Consider the following 25,025-nt stretch of genomic DNA (forward strand, 5'->3'; position numbering starts at 1 on the left):
CACCGCTGGGCGCTCCAGCCGCCCGCGGGCGCGGCGAAGCGCCAGACGACCGGGCGCTTCTCGCCGTCGCCACGCCGCATGCCATTGTTGTCGACGCCGATCCAGGCGCCCTCGGCATCGACCCAGAGGCTTCGACGTTGCCGTAGAGCGCCGAGTAGCGGCGTTCCTCGGTCAGCGCCTCGGCGGCGAACGACCAGCAGCGCTCGACCGCTCCGCTGGCAGGGTCGCGCCGGCAGAGCCGGTAGGCCGATGGTTCCAGGACGAACAGCTTGCCGTCGAAGAACGACAGCGCCGAGAAACTGCGCGACACCGGCGTGTCCCCCAGTGCCGCCGGCGGCAGTTCGCTGCCACCTTCGGACATCAGCACACAGCTGCCGGTGCATTGCCAGCTGCTCTGCTGACGATGCAGCACCAACAACCCGCGGCGCTCGCGCTCGGCGGCCAGCCACAGGCGTTCGGCATTCGGGTCGACGGCAATGCCTTCGAGCATCGCGTTGAAGTGCAGCAGCATGCCGCTGGCGCGCGCCTGGCGCACCAGCGAATCGGGCAACGGCAGCCATTGCGCGGTACCGGCCGGACTTACCTGAAGCACCGCGGCATGGGCCTCGCTGACCAGATAGCGATTGCCCAGGGCGTCGCAGCTGAGCCCTTCGAAGTCCATCTGCCCGCCGCGCACCTGGCCGCTGACCCAGGCGCGTATGCGCATGCCCCAGGGCAAGCCGCTGTTCGCTGGCGGCGGCAACTCGAAGCGCTCCGCCTCGGCCTGCCAGGGCGTGGTGCCGGTATCCAGACGAAACAGCTGGTCGTCCTGGCGATCGGACACGGCCCACAGCGCATCGCCGCACCAGGCCAGGCCGGAGAGGTTGCCGTCGGGCATGCCTTCCAGCGGATGCTCGCTGAGCAGCTTCAGTTCCACCGGTGCGTCGCTGGCGTACAGCGGCGCCGCAGCGAGGCACAAAAGCGCTAGGGTCCGTTGCCACTTCGTTCGCGGCCGCGCCGGAGCCGGTTTTTGCGCGGAGCAAGGCATGAGGAGTGAAGTTTGTTCAGCACATCCCTGTGCTTCACCCCTTCGGGGCTTGCGCGCAAAACGCTCCAGGCGTTTTTGTGGTCATTCCAAATGAACGACGAAAAACGCCGCACCGCGCGAAAACCGGCCCGGCCCGAAGGGTTGCGCGTCAAATGGCGCCATACGGCGTTGCGGGACTTGGCAAGGGAACCACCATTACCTGCGTCCCGCGCCTTGCCTGGCGCCATTTGACGCGGCAACGCGGCTCGCGACGAAACGGCAACGGACCCTAACCAGCGGCGGATCAAACCAGCACCTCGGCCAGGTTGCCCTTGGATTCGAGCCAGCTCTTGCGGTCGCCGGCGCGCTTCTTGGCCAGCAGCATGTCCATGATCTCGCGGGTGTTGTCGACGTCGTCCAGGGTCAGCTGCACCAGCCGGCGGGTGTTGGGGTCCATGGTGGTCTCGCGCAGCTGCGGCGGGTTCATCTCGCCGAGGCCCTTGAAGCGCGTCACCTGCGGCTTGCCGCGACGCTTCTCGGCCACCAGGCGCTCGAGGATGCCGTCGCGCTCGGCTTCGTCGAGGGCATAGAAGATGTCCTTGCCCAGGTCGATGCGGTACAGCGGCGGCATGGCGACGTAGACGTGGCCGGCCTCCACCAGCGGGCGGAAGTGCTGGACGAACAGCGCGCAGAGCAGCGTGGCGATGTGCAGGCCATCGGAGTCGGCGTCGGCGAGGATGCAGATCTTGCCGTAGCGCAGTTGCGCGAGGTCGGCAGCGCCCGGATCGACGCCGATGGCCACGGCGATGTCGTGGACCTCCTGGCTGGCGAGCACCTCGCCGCCGTCCACTTCCCAGGTGTTGAGGATCTTCCCGCGCAGCGGCATGATCGCCTGGAATTCCTTGTCCCGCGCCTGCTTGGCCGAGCCGCCGGCCGAATCGCCCTCGACCAGGAACAGCTCGGCGCGCATCGGGTCCTGCCCGGCGCAGTCGGCCAGCTTGCCCGGCAGCGCCGGGCCCTGGGTGATCTTCTTGCGCTCGACCTTCTTGCCCGCCTTGAGGCGGCGCCCGGCGTTGCTGATCGCCAGTTCGGCCAACTGCAGGCCGAGTTCCGGATGGGCGTTGAGCCAGAGGCTGAAGGCGTCCTTGACCACGCCGGATACGAACGCCGCGGCCTCGCGCGAGGACAGCCGCTCCTTGGTCTGCCCGGAGAACTGCGGCTCCTGCATCTTCATCGAGAGGACGAAGGCGATACGCTCCCAGATGTCCTCGGGCGCCAGCTTCACGCCGCGCGGCAGCAGGCTGCGGAACTCGCAGAATTCGCGCATGGCATCCAGCAGACCCTGGCGCAGGCCGTTGACGTGGGTACCGCCCTGGGCGGTGGGGATCAGGTTGACATAGCTTTCCTGGACGCTGTCGCCACCCTCGGGTAGCCACAGCAGCGCCCAGTCCACGGCCTCGGTGTTGCCGGCCAGCGCGCCGACGAAGGGCTCGTCGGGCAGGCGGACGAAGTCGCTGACCGAATCGACCAGGTACGAGCGCAGGCCATCCTCGTAATGCCACTCGACCTTCTCGCCGGTGCTCTTGTCCTCGAAGCTGACGCTCAGCCCCGGGCACAGCACGGCCTTGGCCTTGAGCACGTGCTTGAGGCGGCTGATGGAGAACTTCGGCGAGTCGAAATATTTCGGGTCGGCCCAGAACTGTACGCTGGTGCCGGTGTTGCGCTTGCCAACGCTGCCGACGATTTCCAGATCGCTGGCCTTGAAGCCGTCGGCGAAGCTCATGCGGTACTCGTTGCCGTCGCGCTTGACGGTCACCACCACCCGCGTCGACAGCGCGTTGACCACCGAGATACCGACCCCGTGCAGGCCGCCGGAGAACTGGTAGTTCTTGTTGGAGAACTTGCCGCCGGCATGCAGCTTGGTGAGGATCAGCTCGACGCCCGGCACGCCCTCTTCCGGGTGGATGTCCACCGGCATGCCGCGGCCGTCGTCGATCACTTCCAGCGAATTGTCCTGGTGCAGGATCACCTGGACCGAACGGGCATGCCCGGCGAGGGCCTCGTCGACGCTGTTGTCGATGACTTCCTGGGCCAGGTGGTTGGGCCGCGTGGTGTCGGTGTACATGCCCGGGCGCTTGCGCACCGGATCGAGGCCGGAGAGGACCTCGATGGCTTCTGCGGTATACGACATCTGTCTGGCACTGTCCTTATGTTCTGAACGATCGGCCCGTGCGGGCCGCGAAAAAATCGGCGCACCGACCAGGAGTGGCGCCTGCCGGGCAGGCTCGCCGAGCTGCGGACGTCTGCCTGCGCCCAGTGGTCGAGGCCATTGCGCTCAGAGCCGCCCCTGCCACGTCTGCGGGTCGAAGCCGGCAAAGGCCAGCAGCGCCGGCAGGCGCTCGTCGAAGCCCTGGAAACCATGGTCGCCGCCGGCCTGGATGCGCAGCGCACAGCCGCGATAGAAGCGCTCCGCATCGCGGTAGTCGAGCGTTTCGTCACCGGTCTGCAGCCATACCTGGTAGCGCCCGGTATCCTGCGGTGGCGCGGTTTCCAGCTCGGCCAGCGCCGCCACGTGATCCTTGGTGAGTTCCCAGACTTCGCCACTGTAGAGATTGGTCTGCGGCCCGAGATAGCCGTCGAATCGTCGGTGCGGCGTCACCGCTGGATTGATCAACAGGGCCTTCAGGCCATGACGCTCGGCGAGGTGCGTCGCATAGTAGCCGCCAAGCGAGCTGCCGACCAGCACGGGGCGCCCGAGCTCGGCGATGCAGGCCTCGAGCTGTGCGATGGCCTGCCGGGGATGATGGTGCAAGGCCGGAACCCGCAGGCGATCGGCCAGGCCGAGACCGTCCAGCGCGACGCTCAGCCGGCTGGCCTTCTGCGAGAGCGGCGAGCTGTTGAGGCCGTGGATATAGAGGATCGAGGGCGGGCAACTGGACATGGATACAGTTCGATGGAAAAAGGGCAAGGCTACAAGGCAGCCGATACCTCCTGCAACCCGTGAAGCCCATGGGAGACAACGCATTCACATTCGCAACCCTACGCCGACTACCCCTGTAGGAGCAGGTCATGCCTGCGAACAACCCCAGGGACAGGTGCGGCTGCCTTTTCGCGGGCATGGCCCGCGCCTACAAGAAGGCCTTCAGCATATCCGCGGGGGCGAGCCATGCCTGCGAGACATACCCATCCGCGGGCGTAACACCCCTTCGCGAATCTGCCCCGCCCCCTACGGCCTTCAATATCCCTTGACGCTGTAATCCACCTCGAAATCGATACCGCTGACGCGCGAGACCCCGGTCTCCAGGCGGCCATCGGCATACAGGCGCAGCCAACGGTAGCCCGGCGCCTGGCTATCGATCTGGAAAGCCTCGCTGCGCGGCGCGAACTGCACGCCGGTGGAGGGCGACGCCAGCAGGCGCACGCCGTTGCGCCACTGGTCGAATTCCTGGTGGATATGCCCCCAGAGCAGGGCGCGGACATTGCTATGGCGATCCAGCACCTCGAACAGCGCCTCGGGGTTGCGCAGCCCGATGCTGTCCATCCAGCGGCTGCCGATGGACACCGGATGGTGGTGCAGACAGACCAGGTGATGCTGATCGGGGGCCTCGCGCAGCGCCTGCTCGAGCAGTTCGAGCTGATCGCCACGCAGCATGCCGTACACCGAACCGGCCACCAGGGTATCGAGCATGACCACCCGCCAGCCGCCGAGCTCGAGCACCGGCTCCATCAGCGCGGTGCCGCGGGTCGCCTCGCGCATTGCACACAATTCGTCGTGATTGCCGGGGCACCAGCGGGCCGGCGCCTCGATGCGTTCGGCCATGCGGCGAAAACGCTGATAGGACGCCACCGAACCATCCTGCGACAGGTCGCCGGTGGCGAGCACCAGGTCGATACGCGGCTGCTCGTCGATGGCCAGTTCGATCACCTGCCGCAGACTGTCGCAGGTATCCATGCCCAGCAGCTTGCCGTCCGCCTCGGCGAACAGGTGGCTGTCGGTAAGCTGCACCAGCAATACCGAATCTTCAACAGCAGTCAGGGACGCACCAGGCAAGGCCCTTCTCCTCGAGCGAAATCGCAACGGAATTATGGTAGGAGCCAATCGGAGGGGTAAACCTCGGGATGTGGGCCTGGATCACAGAACCGCGCGACCACTCCCTGGGCCTAGACATTCGCACCCTCCTGGTGCTCCGTGCTTCTAACGGATCAGACCACCGGCTCCAGTTCGTGCCCGCAGGCCAGGCAATGCCCCAGCCATTCGCCGAGAAACAGGTTGAGCTGATTCTTCTCGTCCGGCTGATGCATCTGCGCGTTGGGGTAGTGGTAGATGCCGCGGAAGCGCCGCGTGTTCTCCGCGCGAACGACCTCGGCCATGCGCGCATCGTGGTACACCCGCACCTCCATCTGCGGCACCGGCAGCCAGCTCAGGCAGTGTTCCTGGCTGACCCGCAGGGTGGTGGTGTAGGGGCAGCTTTCCAGCACCTCGAGCACCAGCACGCCGAGCAGCAGGTCGCCCTGGCTGATGGCGATGCGGCGTGTCTCGCACGGTTGGCGCATCTGCGGCAGCAAGCGCATCAGCCGCAGGTAGTTGGCCTCGCAGGCTGCCTGCAGTTCGAGCAGGTCGACTCGGTAACGTTCACGCACCGTTCTCATGTCCACTCCCCCCGCACCCGCTCGCGATTCAAGGCCAGCCATTGCAGGGCGATGATGCTCGCAGCATTGTCTATGCGCCCATCGTCCACGGCCTGCAGCGCCTGCTGCAGGGGCCAGACGTGCACGCGGATGTCCTCCCCCTCCTCGGCCAGGCCGAAGATGCCGTCGACGCCTTCGCTGTCGCAGCGGCCGACGTACAGGTATACACGCTCGTCGCTGCCGCCAGGCGAAGGAAAATACTGGCTGACCGGCCACAGCGCCCCCAACTCGAGCCCCGCCTCCTCGACCGCCTCGCGCCGTGCGACCTCCTCGGGCTGCTCGTCCTTGTCGATCAACCCGGCCACCAGCTCGATCAGCCACGGATTCTCGACCTTGCCCAGCGCCCCGACACGGAACTGCTCGATCAGCACGACCCGGTCCAGACGCGGGTCGTAGGGCAGTACGCAGACGGCATCGTGGCGCACGAACAGCTCGCGGCTCAGCTCCGCGCCCATCAGCCCGCTGAACTGGCGATGACGCAGGTGCAGGCGTTCCAGCCGGTAGAAACCGCTGAAGCATTGCTCTCGACGAAGGATCTCGACATCATCCGGGCCGGGCTTGAAGGTCTCGCTCATGGGGCACTACTCACATATCGGTTGATCCGCCGCCAGCCTCTTCGAGGCAGCATCGGACTGACTACAGCCGTCACTTCGTGAGCGGTCTCCGTGGTCATCGTAGGGTCTGTTCCCGCCTCGTCGCAAGCCGCGTCGCTGCGCCACATGTCGCCCTGGCCGGACGGCAGGACGGCAGGACGGCAGGACGGCAGGACGCGGACGCGGACGCGGACGCGGACGATGGTCCCTTGCCAAGTCCCGCAACGTCGCATGGCGACATTTGCCGCGCAGTCCTTTGCAGACCACCGCGCGCAGAGAAAACTCCGCCGACCGCGTGTCGCGAACTTCGCGCCCCCTCGGCAATCGAAAGCGCACCGTCACGTATGGACGAACCATGACCCCATCCGCCACCACCCGCAACGCCATCACCCTGGTCATCCTCACCCTGCTGCTGAGCGCCTGCCAGCACCTTGTCCCGGAGCGCTCCGTCGAGGTCCACCGGAACCTCAGCGAGCAGCGCCCGGCCGGTTGCCACGAGGAAAGCTGCCCGCTGGTGAACATCGACAGCCTGCAGTTCGCCGACGAACCAGCACTGGACCGGCTCATCGACGAGCGCCTGCGGCGGATGACCGTCAACGCTCCGGACGACCGGCTGCCCGAGTCGCTGCAGGGCTACCAGGAGCGCTTCCTCAGCACTGCCGAGCCGAACTGGAGCAGCTACCTGCAGGCCAAGCTGCGCGAACAGCATGGCGATCTCCTGGTCGTCGAGCTGTCCAGCTACCTCTATACCGGCGGCGCCCACGGCATGCCGGGGCGCGGCTTCATCAACTACGACCGGAAGCGGGACCGCGAACTGCGCCTGGAGGACGTCCTGATCCCGGGGCAGGAAGGCAGCTTCTGGCGCGTCGCACGCCAGGCCCACCAGCGCTGGCTGGCGGAGAACGGGCATGCCCAGGATGCCGAATTCATCGACTTCTGGCCGTTCCAGCAGACCGCGCATATCGCGCTGCTGAAGGATCGGGTGCTGCTCAAGTACGACGTCTACAGCATCGCGCCCTACTCCAGCGGCCACCCCGAGCTGTTCATTCCCCATGACCAGCTCAAGGGCATCCTGAAAGCGGAATACCTCTGAGGACAGGAAGCGGACCGGACTCCACCGGCCCGCTTCGCCACGCCTCGCCGGTCACACCTGCTTGTAGATCACCGAGCCCTCGTCCTTGAAGCGCGAGGACTGCTCGGCGAAGCCCGCCTCGATAGCCTTCTGCTCGTCGGTCAGGCCGTGCTCGGCAGCGTATTCGCGCACTTCCTGAGTAATCTTCATCGAGCAGAACTTCGGCCCGCACATGGAGCAGAAGTGCGCGACCTTGGCCGATTCCTTCGGCAGCGTCTCGTCGTGGAAGGCGCGCGCGGTGTCGGGATCGAGGCCGAGGTTGAACTGGTCTTCCCAGCGGAACTCGAAGCGCGCCTTGGACAGGGCGTTGTCGCGGATCTGCGCACCGGGATGGCCCTTGGCCAGGTCGGCGGCGTGGGCGGCGATCTTGTAGGTGATGATGCCGGTCTTGACGTCATCCTTGTTCGGCAGGCCGAGGTGCTCCTTCGGCGTGACGTAGCAGAGCATGGCGCAGCCGAACCAGCCGATCATCGCCGCGCCGATGCCGCTGGTGATGTGGTCGTAGCCCGGGGCGATGTCGGTGGTCAGCGGGCCGAGGGTGTAGAACGGCGCCTCGTCGCAGCATTCCAGCTGCTTGTCCATGTTCTCCTTGATCATCTGCATCGGCACGTGGCCGGGGCCTTCGATCATGCACTGCACATCGTGCTTCCAGGCGATCTTGGTCAGTTCGCCGAGGGTTTCCAGCTCGCCGAACTGCGCGGCGTCGTTGGCATCGGCGATGGAGCCCGGGCGCAGGCCGTCGCCCAGCGAGAAGCTGACGTCGTAGGCCTTCATGATTTCGCAGATTTCCTCGAAGTTCGTGTAGAGGAAATTCTCCTTATGGTGCGCCAGGCACCACTTGGCCATGATCGAGCCGCCGCGCGAGACGATGCCGGTGACGCGCTTGGCCGTCAGCGGCACGTAGCGCAGCAGCACGCCGGCATGGATGGTGAAGTAGTCCACGCCCTGCTCGGCCTGCTCGATCAGGGTGTCGCGGAACAGCTCCCAGGTCAGATCCTCGGCGATGCCATTGACCTTCTCCAGCGCCTGGTAGATCGGCACCGTGCCGATCGGCACCGGCGAGTTGCGGATGATCCACTCGCGGGTCTCGTGGATATGCTTGCCGGTGGACAGGTCCATCACCGTGTCCGAACCCCAGCGGATGCCCCAGGTCAGCTTGGCCACTTCTTCCTCGATGGAGGAGCCCAGCGCCGAGTTGCCGATATTGCCGTTGATCTTCACCAGGAAGTTGCGGCCGATGATCATCGGCTCCAGCTCGGTGTGGTTGATGTTGGCCGGGATGATGGCGCGGCCGCGGGCGACTTCCTGGCGGACGAACTCGGGGGTGATTTCCTTGGGAATCGACGCGCCGAAGCTGTGGCCGGCGTGCTGTTCCTTGAGCAGCCCGGCCTCGCGGGCCTCGGCCAGCTTCATGTTCTCGCGAATGGCGACGAATTCCATCTCCGGGGTGATGATCCCCTTCTTGGCATAGTGCATCTGGCTGACGTTGTGACCGGCCTTGGCCCGGCGCGGGTTGCGCACGTGGGCGAAGCGCATGGCGGTCAGTTCGGCGTCGTTGAGGCGGCGCTGGCCGAATTCGGAGGTCAGCCCCGGCAGCTTCTCGGTGTCGCCGCGATCCTCGATCCAGGCGCTGCGCACGTCGGCCAGGCCCTTGCGCACGTCGATCTGCACATTCGGGTCGGTGTAGGGGCCGGAGGTGTCGTAGACGGTGACCGGGGCGTTGATCTCGCCACCGAAGTCCGTGGGCGTGACATCGAGGCTGATTTCGCGCATCGGCACGCGGATATCCGCTCGTGTGCCCTGCACATAGACCTTCTGCGAACGCGGGAAGGGCTGGATGGACTGCTGGTCGACCTGGGCGGACTCGCTCAGGTTCTTGTTGGTTTGCACGCTCATCGGCTTCTCCTGGGGAAATGTCGGAGCGAACCTGAGCAACACGGCGGATCAAGGGCATCGGGGGCGCCGCAGCGGCGGCTAGAGACTCGCCAAGAGGCGGGCGAGGACATCTTGTTCCCTACGCAGGCCTTAACCTGATCAGGTTCAACGGGATCCGGAACTGTCCGATCTCAGCCTTCGCTTCAAGGCACCCCGACAAGAACGGGAGTGAGTCTAATCAAGAGCCGCAGGGAAAACCATCGCGCCGGAGCAAATCGCCGACCGTTCGGTCATTTTCGCGCCCCGATGCCATGCGCGTCGAAACCCGGCGGACGGCGCGTACGCCCGCCTTGACCCTCCGCCACGTGCCGCTTAGCCTTGCCCATCAGCTTTGTTCAGGATGAATCCAAAATGCTGCGCAGACTTCCCCTGGCTCTTGCCGTGGCCGCCCTCTCCAGCGGAGCGGCCTGGGCGGAAAGCCCCGTTCCGCTCGCCAGCAAGACCGACCTGGTCAGCGTCTATCAGCAAGCCGTCAACAACAACGCCGACCTGGCCGCGGCCCGCGCGCAGTTCCGCGCCCGCCAGGAAGTCGTGCCCCAGGCGCGAGCGGGCTTGCTGCCCAACCTCAGCGCCGGTGCCGACCTGAGCGATACCGAGACCGACGTGGACACCAGCATGGGCTCAAGCTCGCTGTCACGCAGCGGCACCGCCTACCAGGCCACCCTGAGCCAGCCGCTCTTCCGCGCCGACCGCTGGTTCCAGCTCAAGGCCGCCGAAGCCGTCGGCGAGCAGGCGGCACTGGAATATTCGGTCGCCGAACAGGACCTGATCCTGCAGAGCGCCCAGGCCTACTTCGCGGTGCTGCGCGCGCAGGACAACCTGGCCGCGCTGAAGGCCGAGGAAGCCGCATTCAAGCGCCAACTGGACCAGGCCAACGAGCGCTTCGAGGTCGGCCTGTCCGACCGTACCGATGTGCTCGAGGCCCAGGCCGGCTTCGATACCGCACGCGCCAACCGCCTCATCGCCCAACGCCAGGTGGATGACGCCTTCCAGGCGCTGTTCACCCTGACCAACCGCGAATACATCGCCCTGGAAGGCATCCGCCACACCCTGCCGGTGCTGGCGCCGACGCCGAACGACGCCAAGGCCTGGGTCGATACCGCCACGCAGCAGAACCTCAACCTGCTGGCGGTGAACTACGCGGTGACCGCCGCCGAGGAGACCCTGCGCCAGCGCCGCGCCGGCCATGCGCCGACGCTCGATGCGGTGGCGTCCTACCGCAAGGGCGACAATGACTTGCTGGGGTTCAGCAATACCCAAAGCATTCCGGGTTTCGACCTGCCGCGCTACACCGGCGATGCCGAGCAGCGCAGCATCGGCCTGCAGCTGAACATCCCTATCTACAGCGGCGGCCTGACCAGCTCGCAGAGCCGCGAGGCCTATCACCTGCTCAGCCAGAGCGAACAGCAGCGCGAAAGCCTGCGCCGGCAGGTGGTCGAAACCACGCGCAACCTGCACCGGGCGGTGAACACCGATATCGAACAGGTACAGGCGCGCCGGCAGTCGATCATCTCCAACCAGAGCGCCCTGGAAGCCACCGAGATCGGCTACCAGGTGGGTACCCGCAACATCGTCGACGTGCTCGACACCCAGCGCCGGCTGTACGCGGCCGTGCGCGACTACAACGACGCACGCTACGACTACATCCTCGACAACCTGCGCCTGAAACAGGCCGCCGGTACGCTCAACCCGGGCGACCTGCAGGAGCTGGCCGCCTACCTCAAGCCCGACTACGACCCGGATAGCGACTTCCTGCCGCCGGACCTGCCGCAGACCATCGGCCAGCCGGTGCGGATGGATTATTAGGGGGCACCCTCGCAGGCCTGCCATCTTGAAAGCATCGCCCCGGGGCGGGCCTCCCACTCAAAGCAGCCGGTGCACACCGAACCCTGTGGGAGGCGCGACCTCGCGGCGATGCAGGCCGAAGGACTGCCAAAAGAAATGTGAAGGCTGGGTCGGTGCGCGCTATCGAACCAACCGCTCCAGCCCCGCCAGTAACCGCTGCAGCGCGCCCTGATTGTTCCGCAACACCATCAGTCCCGCCGTACGCATCCGCTCGGCAAGGGGCGGATCGCTCCAGAGCGCCTCGACCGCACTCGCCAGTTCGGCCGCACTGGCCACTTCCCGCAACGCACCGGCGTCACGCAGCTGCGCGGCGATCTCGAGGAAATTGAACAGGTGCGGGCCACTGAGCACCGGTTTGCCCAGTGCCGCCGGCTCCAGCAGGTTGTGCCCGCCATTGGGCACCAGGCTGCCGCCGACGAAGGCGACATCCGCCAGCGCATAGAGAAACAGCAGCTCGCCCATGGTGTCGCCGACCAGCACTTCGATCCCGGCGCCGACCGCCTCGCCCTGGGAGCGCCGCACGCTGGCAAAACCCTCCTTGCGGCACAGCTCGGCCACCGCGGCGAAGCGCTCCGGGTGCCGTGGCACCAGCACCAGCAGGGCCTGCGGATGCTGCGCCAGCAACTGCCGGTGCGCCGCCAGGACGATCTCGTCCTCGCCGACATGAGTGCTGGCGGCGATCCACAGCGGCCGCTGCCGGGCATCCCACTGCGTGCGCAACGCCGCCGCCCGCTCCAGCAGTGCCGGATCGATGCTCAGGTCGAACTTGATCGAACCGGTCACCTCGACGCTTGCCGGGCGCGCACCCAGCTGGCGAAAGCGCTCGGCCTCGGCCGCAGTCTGCACTGCTATCAGGCTCAGCTCGGCCAGCATCGGCGCGGTCAGCCGGGCGAAGCGCGCATAGCCGCGGGCCGAGCGCTCGGACAACCGCGCATTGGCCAGCGCCACCGGAATGCCGCGGCGTGCGCACTGGTGGATATGGTTGGGCCAGAGCTCGGTTTCCATCACCACCGCCAGCCTCGGCCGCACGCGATCGAGAAAACGCGCCGCGGCCCACGGCAGGTCGTAGGGCAGGTAGCAGTGCTGTACCCGGTCGCCGAACAGCGCCTGGATGCGCTCCGAGCCGGTCGGCGTCATGCAGGTGACGGTGATCGGCAGCCCGGGGTGACGCGCCATCAGTTCGCGGATCAGCGGCGCTGCGGCGATGCTCTCGCCCACCGATACCGCATGTACCCAGATACCGCCCGGCGCGAGCGGCGGCAGGCCGATGGCAAAGCGCTCGCCGATGCGCCGCGCGTAAGCCGGCGCGCGCCAGGCACGCCAGAGCAGACGCAGGAAGATCAGGGGCAGGCCGAGATGGAACAGCAGGGTATAGAGGGTACGGTTCATGGAGGCGGAGTTTACTCGAAAGCTGGAAGCTGGAAGCTGGAAGCTGGAAGCTGGTCAGTGTATGCGCGCCAAATGGGGAACGGCGGCCTTAGGGCCTTCATACCTGCCCGCGAGCCTGGCGAGTCTCAAAGCATCGCCCCGGGGCGACCCTCCCACAAAAAGCAGCCAGCACAACCGTCCCCTGTGGGAGGCGCGACCTCGCGGCGATGCAGGCCGCAGGCCTGCCCGAGAATCAAAAGCATCGCCCCGGGGCGGGCCTCCCACAACAGCAACAAAGCAGCCAGTGCACACCGGCCCCATGACGGCGCTGGCCGGGCTCCGGGTTATACTGCCGCCCCGTATTTACAGCTTTACAGGCGAGGTCTGCCCATGCCCGAATCCCTCAGCACCGACGTCCTCATCGTTGGCGGCGGTGTCGCCGGCCTCTGGCTCAATGCACGCCTGCGCCAGCAGGGTTTCGCCACACTGCTGGTGGAGAAAGGTGCACTGGGCGGCGGACAGAGCGTGAAATCCCAGGGCATCATCCACGGCGGCACCAAGTACGCACTGCACGGCGCGCTGACCGGCGCCTCCGAAGCCATCGCCGACATGCCGCGGCGCTGGCGCGAGGCGCTCGAGGGTAGCGGCGAGCTGGACCTCAGCGGTGTCCGCCTGCTGTCCGATGCGCATTACCTGTGGTCGCCGGGCACCCTGGCCGGCAACCTCACCAGCTTCTTCGCCAGCAAGGCCGTGCGCTCGCGGGTCGGCCAGGTCAAGGGCGACGAGCTGCCACCGGCGCTGCAGCACCCACGGTTCAAGGGCAAGGTCTACCGCCTCAGCGAGCTGGTGCTGGACGTGCCGAGCCTGATTGCCCGCCTGGCGGAGCTGGCCGGCGACAGCCTGCTGGCAGGCGAACGGATCGAGCCGCTGCGTGAAGGCGACGAATTGGTCGGCCTATGTGTCGATGGACGAGCGATCCGCGCGCAACGGATCGTCTTCAGCGCCGGTGGCGGCACTGCCGAACTGCTCGCCGCGCTGGGCCTGCAGCAACCGGCCATGCAACGCCGGCCACTACACATGGTGATGCTCAAGGCGCCGACGCTCAAACCGCTCTATGCCCACTGCCTGGGTGGCGGAACCAAGCCACGGGTCACGGTGACCAGCCACCCGGCAGCGGACGGTCAGTGGGTCTGGTATCTCGGCGGCGACCTGGCCGAAGCCGAGGGCGTGGCGCGCGACGAGGCCCGCCAGATCGCCGCGGCGAAGCAGGAACTGGCCGAACTGGTGCCCTGGATCGACCTTTCCGCCGCGCACTGGGCCACCCTGCGCGTCGACCGCGCCGAGCCGGCGCAATCCAGCCTGGCCCGCCCGGACAATGCTTTCCTGGCCGAGCAGGGTCGCCTGCTGGTCGGCTGGCCGACCAAGCTGGCGCTGTCGCCGGACTTCTCCGACCGCGTCGAAGCCGCCCTCGCCCGCGACGGCATTCGTCCCGGCGAGCATCCCGCACCACCGCCACTGCCGCGCCCAGCGCTGAGCAAACCGTTCTGGGAGGGCCTGCTGCCATGAACAAGACCCTGCATGGCCTGCATCGTCCGCTCGGCAGCACCGGCCTGACGATCTCCCCGCTGGGCCTGGGCACGGTCAAGCTGGGCCGCGACCAGGGCGTGAAGTATCCCAATGGCTTCGCCATTCCCGACGACGTGCAGGCACGCCAGTTGCTGGCGCTCGCCCGCGAGCTGGGGATCAACCTGATCGACACCGCACCGGCCTACGGTGTCAGCGAGGAGCGCCTTGGGCCGCTGCTGGCCGGCCAGCGCGACGAATGGGTGATCGTCAGCAAGGTGGGCGAGGAGTTCGAGAACGGCCAGTCACGCTTCGACTTCTCCGCTGCACACACGCGCTTCTCCGTCGAACGCAGCCTCAAGCGCCTGCGCACCGACCGGATCGAGCTGGTACTGGTGCATTCGAGCGGCAACGATCTGGAAATCCTGCAACATAGCGAGGTCTACCCGACTCTCGCCGAGCTCAAGCGCGAAGGCAAGATCCTGGCGTTCGGCCTCTCCGGCAAGACCGTCGAAGGCGGGCTGCTGGCGCTGGAGCAAGGCGATTGCGCGATGGTGACCTACAACCTCAACGAACAGGCCGAACGCCCGGTGATCGACTATGCCGCGACCCACGGCAAGGGCATTCTGATCAAGAAAGCCCTGGCCAGCGGCCACGCCTGCCTCGGGTCGGGCGAAGATCCGGTACGACGCAGTTTCGAGCTGCTGTTCCGGCAACCCGGCGTGAGCGGCGCCATCATCGGCACCATCAACCCGCGCCACCTCACCGACAACGTGCATGCTGCGGCCGCCGTCCTGATGGGCAATTGAGCGGCAACTGGGCTAGTCTTTTCCTCCCGCCCCAGGGGGCGATACCACCCGATGCCGCCCAGCGGCCGAGCGACGCAAGGAGGAGCCGGATGCCGAGAGTTCTGCTGCGCAAGAGCCCTGCCGCATTCAAGACCCTGCCACTATACGTCGAAGCCAGCCCGGACAGCCTGAGCTACCAGAGCCTGGGCCGCCCCCTGAACTTCAGCGAGGTGATCGAGCGGCGCCGCCCGGTGGAGGTGCCCACCCCCGGTCATTTCGCCATCGAGCTGGCCAACCTCGGCGTCTCGGTACGCCTGACCCTCAGCTGGCAGGGCCGCGAATTCTGGGTCCTGGTCCGCCAGCAGCGCCTGGACCGGGGCGACGTGGTGCTCAAGCTGATTTCCGGCTACGTCCCGGCACACGAGCTGAACCTGCCGCTGCTCACCGCCATCCAGGAAATCGCCGAGGAGTGCCTGCTGGAAACCCCGGAAGGCTGGCTCGCCGGGCGCTTCGGCGATACCTGGCTGCCCACGCCGTACGAAAGCAGCCTTCAGTATCGCGAAGCGGTGCACTTCAAGCTCGCCTCGCAGTCGGGCGCCACGCGCCCGGTGCACTGCGGCAACATGGTGCTGATGGAGCGCCCGCGCGCCTATGTACACCTGCCGACCGCCTCGCTGCAACTGGTCTACGACATGCGCCTGGAACTGCCGAAGGAAGCGCGCCAACTGAGCCTGTTCCACGTCGACGAACGCCTCGAGGACGGCCGGCTGGTGGCCCGCCTGGAGCGCAGCCGGCCGGACCTCTACCTGATCCCGCTGCATCAGGGGCAGCCCCAGGATCAGCTGCTGCAACTGCGCAACGGCCAGTTCAGCCCGGTGGGCACGCGGGGGCTGTGGCTCTCGGAAAGCTTCGCCCGGCAGGACGGCTGGATAGTACGTGACGAACGCGTCCGTTGGAGGGACTGGTGGGCTGCCCGGCCGGTTGCCCTGGCGCGCTGAAAGCTGCGGCGCCGATAGGCGCGCCCCCGCGGCGATTGCCGGCACCAGGCCAGCCAGAAGCTTGAAAGCATCGCCCCACAGGCGGGCTTCCTACAGCACGTAGGGCGGTGAAACCCGCGCGATCATTGCACGCATCGGCGGGTTGCAACCCCGTCCTACGCCTTGCGGATCTTCTCGACGATGGCCGTGGTCGAGCTGTTCTCCACCAGCCCCAGCACCTTCACCACGCCGCCATAGGCCTTGACCAGCTCGGCCCCGACCACCTGGTCGACGCCGTAGTCGCCGCCCTTGACCAGCACATCGGGACGGACCTGGGCCAACAGGTTTTCCGGCGTGTCCTCGGCGAAGCACACCACCCAGTCCACCGCTTCCAAACCGGCCAGCACCGCCATGCGGCGATCCACCGAATTGATCGGTCGCCCCGGGCCCTTCAGGCGGCTGACCGAGCCATCGTCGTTGACCGCGACGATCAGCCGATCGCCCTGGGCGCGCGCCTGTTCGAGATAGGTCACGTGCCCCGCATGCAGGATGTCGAAGCAGCCGTTGGTGAAGACGATCTTCTCGCCCTGCGCGCGGGCGTCCTCGACGACGGTCAGCAACTGCTCGACGGTCATCACGCCGCGCTCGGAGCCCTCCTCGCGCTGCACCGCACGGCGCAACTCCGGTGCGCTGATAGCGGCAGTGCCGAGCTTGCCGACCACGATGCCGGCGGCCAGATTGGCCAGCGCCACCGCCTGCGGCAGTTCCTCGCCGGCGGCCAGGGAGGCGGCGAGCGTGGAAATCACCGTGTCGCCGGCACCGGTCACGTCGAAGACCTCGCGCGCCCGCGCCGGCAGGTGCAGCGGTGCATGCTCGGGGCGCAGCAGGGTCATGCCATGCTCACCGCGGGTCACCAGCAATGCGCCCAGCTCCAGCTGGCGCATCAGCTCGGCGCCCTTGGTCGCCAGCTCGGCCTCGTCGGTACAATGCCCGACGATCGCCTCGAATTCGCCAAGGTTGGGTGTGATCAGCGAAGCACCACGGTAAATCTCGAAATCCTTGCCCTTGGGATCGGCCAGCACCGGAATGCCACGGCGGCGAGCCGCCTGGATCAGTGCCTGGTGATTCTTCAGCGCCCCCTTGCCATAGTCGGACAGCACCAGCACCTTGACCCCGGCCAGCAGGCTTTCCACCTCAGCGAGCAAGGCATCCGGATCGGTATCGAATGGCTCTTCGAAATCCATGCGCAGCAGTTGCTGATGACGGCTCATCACCCGTAGCTTGACGATGGTCGGCTGGTGCTCGAGGCACTGGAAATGTGCCCGCACACCCGCCGCAGCGAGGCTGTCGGCCAGGCTCTGGCGCGCCTCATCCTCACCAGCCACCCCCACCAACGAAGCGGGAGCGCCCAGCGCGGCGATGTTCAACGCCACGTTGGCCGCGCCACCGGGACGATCCTCGATCTGCTCGACCTTGACCACCGGCACCGGCGCCTCCGGCGAAATCCGTGACGTACCGCCATGCCAGTAGCGATCGAGCATGACATCGCCCACCACCAGAACGGGGGCTTGGTCGAAACGGGGCATGGACAGCTTCATGGAGGCTCCGGAGAGGAAGAGAAACGGCAGCGATCATAACATGCGAGAGCCGAGCGCCAGGCAGCAGGGACACACGGCCAACTACGGCTACAGCTTGCGCACCCAGAACAGCTCGTGCCGACGCACGGCCTTGCGGAAGAATTCATCGTTGCCCGTGGTAGGCCAGCGGCGGCCAATCAGAATGCGCTGGATATGCCGGCGGATGCGCTTCTTCAAAGGCAAGGGAACCTGCAGATCATGCTGCATGGCCAGCGCCATGGCTTTGTCCAGGCAGGTTTCCGGCGAAAGCTGCGGGCTCCAGAGAGCATGCGACGGCAACGTACCGAACACGGGCGGGAGTGCAACGCCATGATCGGCCGGCCCCATGGGCCAGCGATCGTTGTCATACAGATGGTTAGCGTAGAGGAGCTGGACGGCCGGCTTCCAATTGGAGCAGCCGATGGCTTCATCGACGGCGATCGTCGCATGCACATGGTCCGCGTGGGGATCGAGCTCGGGATGGGGGACCAGCAATACCTCCGGGCGGTAGTGTTCCAGCAGGCAGACCAGATCGGCAATCAGGTTCTTCCAGCTGGAAGCACCGTCGCGATCGCCCGGCAAGGGGCGCTCATTGAGCCGGCGTACATTGCGGATATCCCGCTCCCCCGACTCCAGCGAACCGAAAGCCTGATCCGGGCTGGCCCGCATTTCCGCCAGGCGCAGGCAGTAGTAACCGAGCTGCAGGCAGTCGTGTCCATGCACGCCACCCCACAAGGGTACGGCCAGGCTGTTCCAGGCGCGCAGGCGACCTTTCAAACGGGCGGCACCCTCCTTGTCGAGCCCCAATCTGCGGTAGTACCTGGCCTCGATCTCTCCTTGGGTGAGCGTCACGATGGAAACCTCACGGCAGCGACTGTAGAAACCGAACGCCGCGAGCTCCGCATCGTCGGCATGGGGGGCGATGACCATCGCCCGACGCTGTGCATAGTCCGGATTGCTGAAGCAATAGAGTTCTGCCTCTGGCGCCATACGCAGGAAACGTCCTCGCAGCCGGATCGCCCCGGCGTTCAGTGCAGCTTCGCAGCCAGAAAGGTTCAGGTAACGCCAGCCACTGCAGCGCCGTTCGAAATCCTGCCGGTCAGCCAGATCCGGCCCGTCGATGTGGATGCGCGGATCGAACAAACAACCAAGCCAGGTGCTGCGCACCCTCACCTTCAGGATCAGGGTTTCACTGCCGGCAGGCAGAGCAGTCCCGGTCGCAGGCCTCGGCACGCCCGCCACGATTTCAATCGGCAGGCAGGGAGTCCCCGGCGGGAAGGCGTACTCATAGGATTCCGCGGGTGAATAGAACAAGTGATCGGCGAACCAGGCCTCGTGGATCAGCCAGAATGCCAGCGCCAGCAAGGGCGCCACCCACCAGGGGCCGATATTGACGACACTGTTGTCTAAGAACGCCGCCATGACAAGGACAGCGAGAGAAAGCACTAGACGCTTGTTACGGCGGTGACGCCTCAACAACTCTTGCTTGCGATTGGACATAGGAGCCTAGTCATGACTGGTATACCGGCACACGATGGCACCAGCGGTCCTTGTATTCGCAATCGGCTCGGCCGAAGGAATAACGCAGGGGCTTGCCCAGGCTCCGCGCATCCGCCCAGGCAGCCTGGGTATTGATGAAGCTGAGAACGCTGCCGGGGCTGAAATGATGGGTGCGGGGGTCGACACCACCATTGATGTACTCGTAGCTGATCCAGTCTAACGACTCGACCCTGTACAGCACCTGAACGGCCACGGGAAAACCGTCCAGCATCAGCAGCGAGCCACGCAGGAAATCCTGCAACAGGCCGAAGACCTCGGCCAGGTGGGACTTGCCTGGCACCTCGAAGCCCCAGCGGCGCTCGAACAGGTCGGTATAGATGGCGGCCAGCTCGACGGGGGTGAGCTCCGCCAGCGGACGCACCTCGCCGCCCGCCTCTTCGAACAGACGCTGCTCGCGACGCAGGTTGTAGCGGAATTTCTTCGAATAATCCTCAGGCTGGCGCGCCAGTGCCAGGCCCTCGGGCTGCTTGCGCAGAGTGACGATGCGCCCGGCATTGAGCTCGGAAACATAGCGCAGACGCTGGCGTACCGGCACGCGGGCCTCCTCGGCCAGCGGCAGGATAATCTCGGCATTGCCCAGGTCGAACAGTCCGCGCTTGCCACGCTTCTTCAGCACTTCCTTGGACAGGGCCAGATGCCGCCCCCAGCACGGCACCGCTGCGACCAGCCCGCCATTTTGCTCCCACCCCAGGTATCGCACCGGAATTTGCGCCAGCCCGGCCAGCCGCTCGATCACATCAGGATGGGTCGCCACGCTGCCGCCGAAACGTTGCCACACCTGCCGATAGGTGGTCGCATCGATAAGCTGCCAACCGCGTTCGCGCCAGGCACGCCATGGATGCAATGTCATTCGCGCCCCCTGAAGCGAGGTAAGGGTCGTGCGAAACTTTGACGATATCCCTCGATAAAGGCCACCCAGCGTTCACTCTTCCAGCCGGAGCGACGAGCGATCTGACTCAGATCATGACGTGCAGCCTGGAACCGGCTCAGGCGGATACGGCTCTTTTCCAGATCTATCAGCGCAACCTGGAAGGCTCCCTCACTGACGTTGACGAAAACGTGCTTCAGATAAAGGCAGCCATGCTGGCGGCATGCTGCGTTCAAGAGCCCGATCACCCGGCCGACTTCGCGAATAATCTGCAGATGCAGTACCTCCCCCAACACTGTTCGGCCTTTCGCCGATAGCAATCCTCCAGACTTTCAAAGCCTTCAAGCCCCTCCGTGAGCAAGACCGCCTGCCAGACGCCCTCCCGCTTACGGCAGCCGGCAAAGACCAGAGCAGGCACCGGCACCCCCAGCCGTCGACAGTGCATCAGCGCATCCTGCTCACGCATCACGGTGGGATAGCCCAAGGGTCTACTCAGACTACGGTAGACATGGCCGGTCTGCTGTTTGCGATAGAGTAGCTGGCCATCGTGGCCGTATATGCGTTGAACACCGCTGAGCCCACCCCGCCGCTCATTCGGCGGCTCGACCCATTCGCCCGGAACGGCAAGCCAGCGTTCGAGTTCTTTCTCCCGGCTCATGACGGTACTCTCCATTTCGTGAGCTCAGGGCTCATCCTTGAACTGCGTTTCGTGCAATTTGGCGTAGGCACCATTGGCTGCGAGCAATTCGGCATGCGTACCGCGTTCGACGATGCGCCCCTGCTCCATGACCAGGATGAGATCAGCCTTCTCGATGGTGCTCAGACGATGAGCGATGACCAGCGTGGTGCGGCCCGCCATCACATGATCCAGAGCGCCCTGGATATGCCGTTCGGATTCGGTATCCAGCGCCGAGGTCGCCTCGTCCAGGATCAGCACCGGCGCATCCTTCAACAGCGCGCGGGCGATCGCCAGACGCTGACGCTGGCCGCCGGAAAGCAGCACGCCATTCTCACCGACCTGGGTCTGGTAACCCTGTGGCATTTGCTCGATGAACTCGTCGGCATAGGCTGCCTGGGCTGCCCGGCGGATATCCTCGATCGGCGCGCCTGCCAGATCGCCATAGGCGATGTTGTTGGCGACCGTATCGTTGAACAACGTGACCTGTTGAGTGACCAGTGCGATATGCCGGCGTAGATTGCGCAGCCTGTAGTCTTCGATCTCCGCGCCATCCAGCAATATCTGCCCCCGATCATGGTGGTAGAAACGCGGAATGAGGTTGGCCAGGGTCGACTTGCCCGAGCCCGAGCGCCCGACCAACGCTACCATCTGGCCTGGCTCGGCGGTGAAGCTGATATTGTGCAGCACCTGCTTGTCGGTACCGGGGTAAACGAAGCTCAGATCGTTGATTTCCAGGCGCCCGGCAACGCGCTCACGCTCAAGCGTCCCGCTGTCGATCTCGGGCGCCTCATCCAGTTGTTCGAAGATGCTCTCGGCCCCAGAAACGCCTTTCTGGATCGTGGAACTCACCTCCGAAAGCTGCCTGATCGGCTTGGGTAGCAGCCCCGCCAATGTGATGTACGCCACCAGATCGCCGGCTGACGCATCACCACGCATGAACAGCACCAGGAACATCAGCACGGCCATGGCGCTATAGATCACCAGTTGCAGCGTCGGCGTATAGACCGCGTTGGTCTTGACCATACGCAACTGCTTACCGGTATTGTCCAGACTGGCGTCGAGAAAGCGAGCCTGCTCGTAAGCCTCGCCGCCAAAGCTGCGCACCACCCGATAGCCCTGAATGGTCTCGGAGGCGACATGAGTGACATCGCCCATCGCGACTTGGATCTTCTTGCTCTGCTTGCGGAACTTCTTGCTGGCGCTGGTCACCATCACCCCTATGACCGGCAGGATTGCCACCATCACCATGGTCAGCTTCCAATTCATCCAAAGCAACGTGGCGAACAGGAAGATCACTGTCATCCCTTCGCGCACCACCACCTTGATCGCATCGGTGGCCGCCCCCGTCACCATCGTCACGTTGTAGGTGATGCGCGAAATCAGGTGGCCGGAGTTGTGGCTGTCGAAGTAGCGATTGGGCAGTGTCAGCATGTTGTTGAACAGCGCGACACGCAGGTCATGCACCAAACCTAGTGAGACCCTGGCCAGAAAATAGTTGCCGAGAAACGAGCCGATGCCCTGCATCAGGGCGATGAGCACGATCAGCAGCGGCACCGCCTGCAGCAGCTTCAGCTCCGCCAACCAGGCCTGGTCTTGAAGATAAGGAACCTGCGCGAAAAAACTGGCGTCCGGGTTGTTCAGCCCATCAACGAAAAATTTGAGGATGTAACCGAGCATCGGTTGTGTAGAGGCGAAGATCAGGAAGCCAAGCAGGCTGATGGCAAACAGGCCCCAGTAGGGAATGACGTAACGCAGCAACCGTAAATACACTTTCACACTGGATTGCTGGGTAGAATTGGCCATGCGGCGGCCCCATGAAATGGCTAGAGGAACAAGATGCGGATTGTAACAGCGCGGGAATTGGAAAGCTGGCTGGCCAGCGGCAAGGTGCTGGAGAAAGATGCCCGGGGGCCAAAGGTAGTCGCACTGGAGAATGGGCTGTTTTTGAAGATTTTTCATACCCGGCGGCAACCTTGGTTAGCACGTTTGCGTCCCGCAGCTACACGTTTCGCCTGCAATGCCGAGCGTCTACGCTTAGCCGGCGTACCAGTCCCTGAGGTACTGGAGCAGCTCTGGTTGAATCGCCAAGCAGGACTCAGTGCCTGCCTCTATCGGCCGCTTCCCGGGCAATCCATCGAACAGCTGTATCTTCAAGCCCCACAACATGCAGAACAGCTACTGCCCTCGCTTGCCAGTTTTATTTATCAACTTCATCGTAGCGGCATCTATTTTCGCTCCCTCCACTTGGGCAATATCTTGCTGTTACCCGATGGCGGCCACGGCTTGATCGATATCCTGGATTTGCAATGTAAACGCCGGCCACTCAGCCCCTGGCTGGTGCAGCGCAACTTCCAGCATCTGAAACATTATCTGAGCCGGCGCAAGTTGACGGATTTCCCCATCGACAGCCTGATCGCGCACTATCAACTCTGCGCCGGGCGCTGAGTACGGCGTGACTGAAGATATTCCTGTACCGCGCTGCGCTGACCATCCAGCACAGCCATAAACACAGGCAGCCAGAAATAAATCCATAACGGTTGCGGCGAAGTCAACACACCATTACTGGTTGTCAGCAAACTGCCCCAGCCAAGCAGTGCCAGCAATAGCCAACGCGAGCGGGCACGCCATGCGTAATTTAGCCACAGCAATGCAAACAGGCTGAACAACACGCCACCTAATAGGCCATTGCGGTAGAGCATGGCGAAGTAGCCACTATGTGGATGTTCGAACCGACCCAAGAATCGATACTCATCGGCACCACAGCCGAGCCAGATGCCACATTGATTGACTAGGCGCGACCCAGCATCCTGCCAGATGTCCAAGCGATAACTGAAGCCACGACGCAGCAGCAGCTCATCACCGCCCAAGCCATACAACAGCCCCCCCAGCAACAGCAGCACCGCCAGCCCTAGTAGAAACATGCGCCGATACAGCAAATAACCCAAAAAGAACAAGACGAAGCCTGCCACTGTCGAGCGGGATTGAAATATCGTGGCGCACAACAGAATGGCACCACCCAGCAACAACAACCCTGCCGCCAGGGTCAGCGGTGAGCGCCGTTCAAGCCCATCCGCCACCCGAAAAAGCCAGAGGAAAATCAGTGCATTGCTGATCAGCAATGAGAAATGCACCGGGTTAATAGGCTCGCCAAGAAAGCGGCCATAGCGCACCAATTTTCCGGTCTGTAACCAGATCCATAGCCAGTCGAGGGCAATGAACACGAGAATACCCAAACTGATCCAGGCGCATAGATCGTACACCGCCTTCACATCCCAACGGCGGTCCTGCAACAGCAGGCAGCTGGCGCAAAAAAGCAGTAGGTACAGCGCTTTCTTCAGCCCGGCCGCATCCCCCGCATCCAACGCAACTAATGCCACCAGCAGAATCACCAGCCAGCCAAAAGGGCGAACCAGCACGGTCAAGGCGGCCGGCCGCAATAGCAACCACCCAAGGCAAGGTAAGGCCAAGCCTGCATAGAAGATATTATTGATTGTCTTGGAAGACAGCGGCAGATAGAACGCCAGGCAGAACAATCCAAACAGTGCGGCGAACAACCAAGGACCGTAGCGCAGCCACTCCTTGCCAAACCACGTCATTGGAAAACCTCAAAAACAAGGAAAAGAGCGCAACAGGCCAGCCTGCAAGTCAGATAATCCCGGACGCTCATACTCGCCAATCAACTCAGCCACATCCTCTCGCCCAAGACGCTCAAGTGCAGAGGAGCACAAAGGCTCGGGCTCGTTCAGCGAGAAGGCCGAGTAGTAGTCAACGAATTTGAAATCAGAAATCAGCCCGCTCGACAGACGCAGACGTCGATTGGGCACCTCAAATGCATCCGCCACGATCAGTCCGTGCATGCTTGAAGAGAGCACGAAATCACAAGCCTGTATCGAACGTAGCACTTCCTCCACCGGCCAGAAAACATCAATTAGCAACACTCCAGGCTGCTTCGATGCAGCAATTATGGCGGGATGCTGGCGATCGACATAATGCGGAATGATGCCTACCTTGTGAGTCTTGGCCGGCTTGGCCTTGCCATCCCACCAGTGACTGGCCAGCAATCCCGGATCTCCCAGGGCTGGACTGCCACGCAAACCAACTACCTGCTCGCAGCTTTTGACACCCCGTAGCGCATGATAATGGTGTCGCGCGGAGAAACTCAGCCCTGGCGCATCCGTGCCCGCCCCCCAGATATGCAAGCGATGCGGTAAGAAAAAGCGCTTGGCCTTACGTTCTCTCGGCAGGATTGAGCCGATAGCCATCATTTCTGCCCGATTTATCGGAGCATAAACCACCGGCTTGCCCGCCAGCATTTCAACCAGCAGCGGAGACAGATAATCACCAAAATTTTGCTGGCTAGGATCGCTACGCCCCTTGCCACGACACCAATAAAGTTTAATTGTCAT

General features: G+C 64.5%; 19 protein-coding genes, 2 pseudogenes and 1 riboswitch. Of the genes and pseudogenes, 6 read left to right on the forward strand and 15 right to left on the reverse strand.

What is annotated here, in order from left to right; all coding sequences use genetic code 11:
* The 6 genes and pseudogenes from BAY1663_RS09680 to BAY1663_RS09705 all read right to left on the reverse strand — a co-directional run.
* Nucleotides 1–1,027, reverse strand: a pseudogene (locus BAY1663_RS09680) (esterase-like activity of phytase family protein); the annotation flags it as partial.
* A 283-nt stretch (nucleotides 1,028–1,310) separates the two neighbouring features.
* Nucleotides 1,311–3,197, reverse strand: a complete 1,887-nt coding sequence (gene parE / locus BAY1663_RS09685) for a DNA topoisomerase IV subunit B (RefSeq protein ID WP_037039985.1) — start codon at nucleotides 3,195–3,197, stop codon at nucleotides 1,311–1,313.
* Between the two features lie 144 nt (nucleotides 3,198–3,341).
* Nucleotides 3,342–3,947 carry a YqiA/YcfP family alpha/beta fold hydrolase gene (locus tag BAY1663_RS09690; protein ID WP_037039986.1) on the reverse strand — a complete coding sequence of 202 codons (606 nt, stop codon included), beginning with the start codon at nucleotides 3,945–3,947 and terminating at the stop codon, nucleotides 3,342–3,344.
* 294 nt (nucleotides 3,948–4,241) lie between these two features.
* Nucleotides 4,242–5,057, reverse strand: coding sequence for a 3',5'-cyclic-AMP phosphodiesterase (gene cpdA, locus BAY1663_RS09695; protein WP_037039987.1), 816 nt, complete (start codon nucleotides 5,055–5,057; stop codon nucleotides 4,242–4,244).
* Nucleotides 5,058–5,209: 152 nt separating this feature from the next.
* Nucleotides 5,210–5,656: a DUF1249 domain-containing protein gene (locus tag BAY1663_RS09700; RefSeq protein WP_037039988.1), complete on the reverse strand. Its 447-nt coding sequence runs from the start codon at nucleotides 5,654–5,656 to the stop codon at nucleotides 5,210–5,212.
* Entirely contained in the window at nucleotides 5,653–6,270 is a 618-nt protein-coding gene (locus BAY1663_RS09705) for an NUDIX domain-containing protein (RefSeq protein WP_037039990.1), read from the reverse strand. The genes BAY1663_RS09700 and BAY1663_RS09705 overlap by 4 nt, the downstream gene beginning before the upstream one ends.
* Nucleotides 6,271–6,643: 373 nt before the next feature.
* Here BAY1663_RS09705 and BAY1663_RS09710 point away from each other — a divergent pair, with 373 nt between their 5' ends.
* Nucleotides 6,644–7,381: an RsiV family protein gene (locus tag BAY1663_RS09710; protein ID WP_037039992.1), complete on the forward strand. Its 738-nt coding sequence runs from the start codon at nucleotides 6,644–6,646 to the stop codon at nucleotides 7,379–7,381.
* Nucleotides 7,382–7,432: 51 nt separating this feature from the next.
* Here BAY1663_RS09710 and thiC read toward each other — a convergent pair whose 3' ends face one another.
* A complete protein-coding gene (thiC, locus tag BAY1663_RS09715) occupies nucleotides 7,433–9,316 on the reverse strand; it encodes a phosphomethylpyrimidine synthase ThiC (protein ID WP_037039995.1) in 1,884 nt (627 codons plus the stop codon).
* A 98-nt stretch (nucleotides 9,317–9,414) separates the two neighbouring features.
* A riboswitch (TPP riboswitch) is annotated at nucleotides 9,415–9,521 on the reverse strand.
* Between the two features lie 185 nt (nucleotides 9,522–9,706).
* Between thiC and BAY1663_RS09720 the strand changes: the two genes are divergently transcribed.
* A complete protein-coding gene (locus BAY1663_RS09720) occupies nucleotides 9,707–11,161 on the forward strand; it encodes a TolC family outer membrane protein (RefSeq protein WP_037039997.1) in 1,455 nt (484 codons plus the stop codon).
* Between the two features lie 159 nt (nucleotides 11,162–11,320).
* Here the strand turns inward: BAY1663_RS09720 and waaA are convergent, their stop codons facing one another.
* Nucleotides 11,321–12,589 carry a lipid IV(A) 3-deoxy-D-manno-octulosonic acid transferase gene (gene waaA, locus BAY1663_RS09725; RefSeq protein WP_037039999.1) on the reverse strand — a complete coding sequence of 423 codons (1,269 nt, stop codon included), beginning with the start codon at nucleotides 12,587–12,589 and terminating at the stop codon, nucleotides 11,321–11,323.
* A 369-nt stretch (nucleotides 12,590–12,958) separates the two neighbouring features.
* Here waaA and BAY1663_RS09730 point away from each other — a divergent pair, with 369 nt between their 5' ends.
* The 3 genes from BAY1663_RS09730 to BAY1663_RS09740 all read left to right on the forward strand — a co-directional run bounded on the left by BAY1663_RS09730 (nucleotide 12,959) and on the right by BAY1663_RS09740 (nucleotide 15,917).
* Nucleotides 12,959–14,134, forward strand: coding sequence for an FAD-binding oxidoreductase (locus BAY1663_RS09730; protein WP_037040003.1), 1,176 nt, complete (start codon nucleotides 12,959–12,961; stop codon nucleotides 14,132–14,134).
* Nucleotides 14,131–14,940 carry an aldo/keto reductase gene (locus BAY1663_RS09735; protein WP_037040005.1) on the forward strand — a complete coding sequence of 270 codons (810 nt, stop codon included), beginning with the start codon at nucleotides 14,131–14,133 and terminating at the stop codon, nucleotides 14,938–14,940. Before BAY1663_RS09730 ends, BAY1663_RS09735 begins: the two co-directional genes overlap by 4 nt.
* 89 nt (nucleotides 14,941–15,029) lie before the next feature.
* The gene (locus BAY1663_RS09740) at nucleotides 15,030–15,917 is read left to right on the forward strand and encodes a hypothetical protein (RefSeq protein WP_037040007.1); all 888 of its coding nucleotides are present in this window, start codon (nucleotides 15,030–15,032) and stop codon (nucleotides 15,915–15,917) included.
* A gap of 155 nt (nucleotides 15,918–16,072) precedes the next feature.
* Here the strand turns inward: BAY1663_RS09740 and hldE are convergent, their stop codons facing one another.
* The 5 genes and pseudogenes from hldE to msbA all read right to left on the reverse strand — a co-directional run bounded on the left by hldE (nucleotide 16,073) and on the right by msbA (nucleotide 22,422).
* Nucleotides 16,073–17,494, reverse strand: coding sequence for a bifunctional D-glycero-beta-D-manno-heptose-7-phosphate kinase/D-glycero-beta-D-manno-heptose 1-phosphate adenylyltransferase HldE (gene hldE / locus BAY1663_RS09745; protein WP_037040011.1), 1,422 nt, complete (start codon nucleotides 17,492–17,494; stop codon nucleotides 16,073–16,075).
* An 87-nt stretch (nucleotides 17,495–17,581) separates the two neighbouring features.
* Complete coding sequence (locus BAY1663_RS09750) at nucleotides 17,582–19,012, reverse strand: PIG-L deacetylase family protein (protein ID WP_037040013.1); 1,431 nt, start codon at nucleotides 19,010–19,012, stop codon at nucleotides 17,582–17,584.
* 10 nt (nucleotides 19,013–19,022) lie between these two features.
* Nucleotides 19,023–19,922 (reverse strand): GNAT family N-acetyltransferase, encoded by a 900-nt coding sequence (locus tag BAY1663_RS09755; protein ID WP_037040018.1) that lies wholly within the window; start codon nucleotides 19,920–19,922, stop codon nucleotides 19,023–19,025.
* Nucleotides 19,919–20,598 (reverse strand): annotated as a pseudogene (locus tag BAY1663_RS09760) (lipopolysaccharide kinase InaA family protein). Before BAY1663_RS09760 ends, BAY1663_RS09755 begins: the two are co-directional and overlap by 4 nt.
* 24 nt (nucleotides 20,599–20,622) lie before the next feature.
* Nucleotides 20,623–22,422 (reverse strand): lipid A export permease/ATP-binding protein MsbA, encoded by a 1,800-nt coding sequence (gene msbA / locus BAY1663_RS09765; protein ID WP_037040020.1) that lies wholly within the window; start codon nucleotides 22,420–22,422, stop codon nucleotides 20,623–20,625.
* A 33-nt stretch (nucleotides 22,423–22,455) separates the two neighbouring features.
* Here msbA and BAY1663_RS23585 point away from each other — a divergent pair, with 33 nt between their 5' ends.
* Nucleotides 22,456–23,064: a lipopolysaccharide kinase InaA family protein gene (locus tag BAY1663_RS23585; RefSeq protein ID WP_125871914.1), complete on the forward strand. Its 609-nt coding sequence runs from the start codon at nucleotides 22,456–22,458 to the stop codon at nucleotides 23,062–23,064.
* Here BAY1663_RS23585 and BAY1663_RS09770 read toward each other — a convergent pair.
* Both BAY1663_RS09770 and BAY1663_RS23590 read right to left on the reverse strand, forming a co-directional pair.
* On the reverse strand, nucleotides 23,043–24,215 hold the full coding sequence (locus BAY1663_RS09770) for a hypothetical protein (RefSeq protein ID WP_037040022.1): 1,173 nt from the start codon (nucleotides 24,213–24,215) through the stop codon (nucleotides 23,043–23,045). The genes BAY1663_RS23585 and BAY1663_RS09770 overlap by 22 nt on opposite strands.
* 9 nt (nucleotides 24,216–24,224) lie before the next feature.
* Nucleotides 24,225–25,025 (reverse strand): polysaccharide pyruvyl transferase family protein, encoded by an 801-nt coding sequence (locus tag BAY1663_RS23590; RefSeq protein ID WP_037040025.1) that lies wholly within the window; start codon nucleotides 25,023–25,025, stop codon nucleotides 24,225–24,227.

This window comes from Pseudomonas sp. BAY1663 (genome assembly GCF_000582595.1).
In the GTDB taxonomy this organism is placed as follows: domain Bacteria; phylum Pseudomonadota; class Gammaproteobacteria; order Pseudomonadales; family Pseudomonadaceae; genus Stutzerimonas; species Stutzerimonas stutzeri_AF.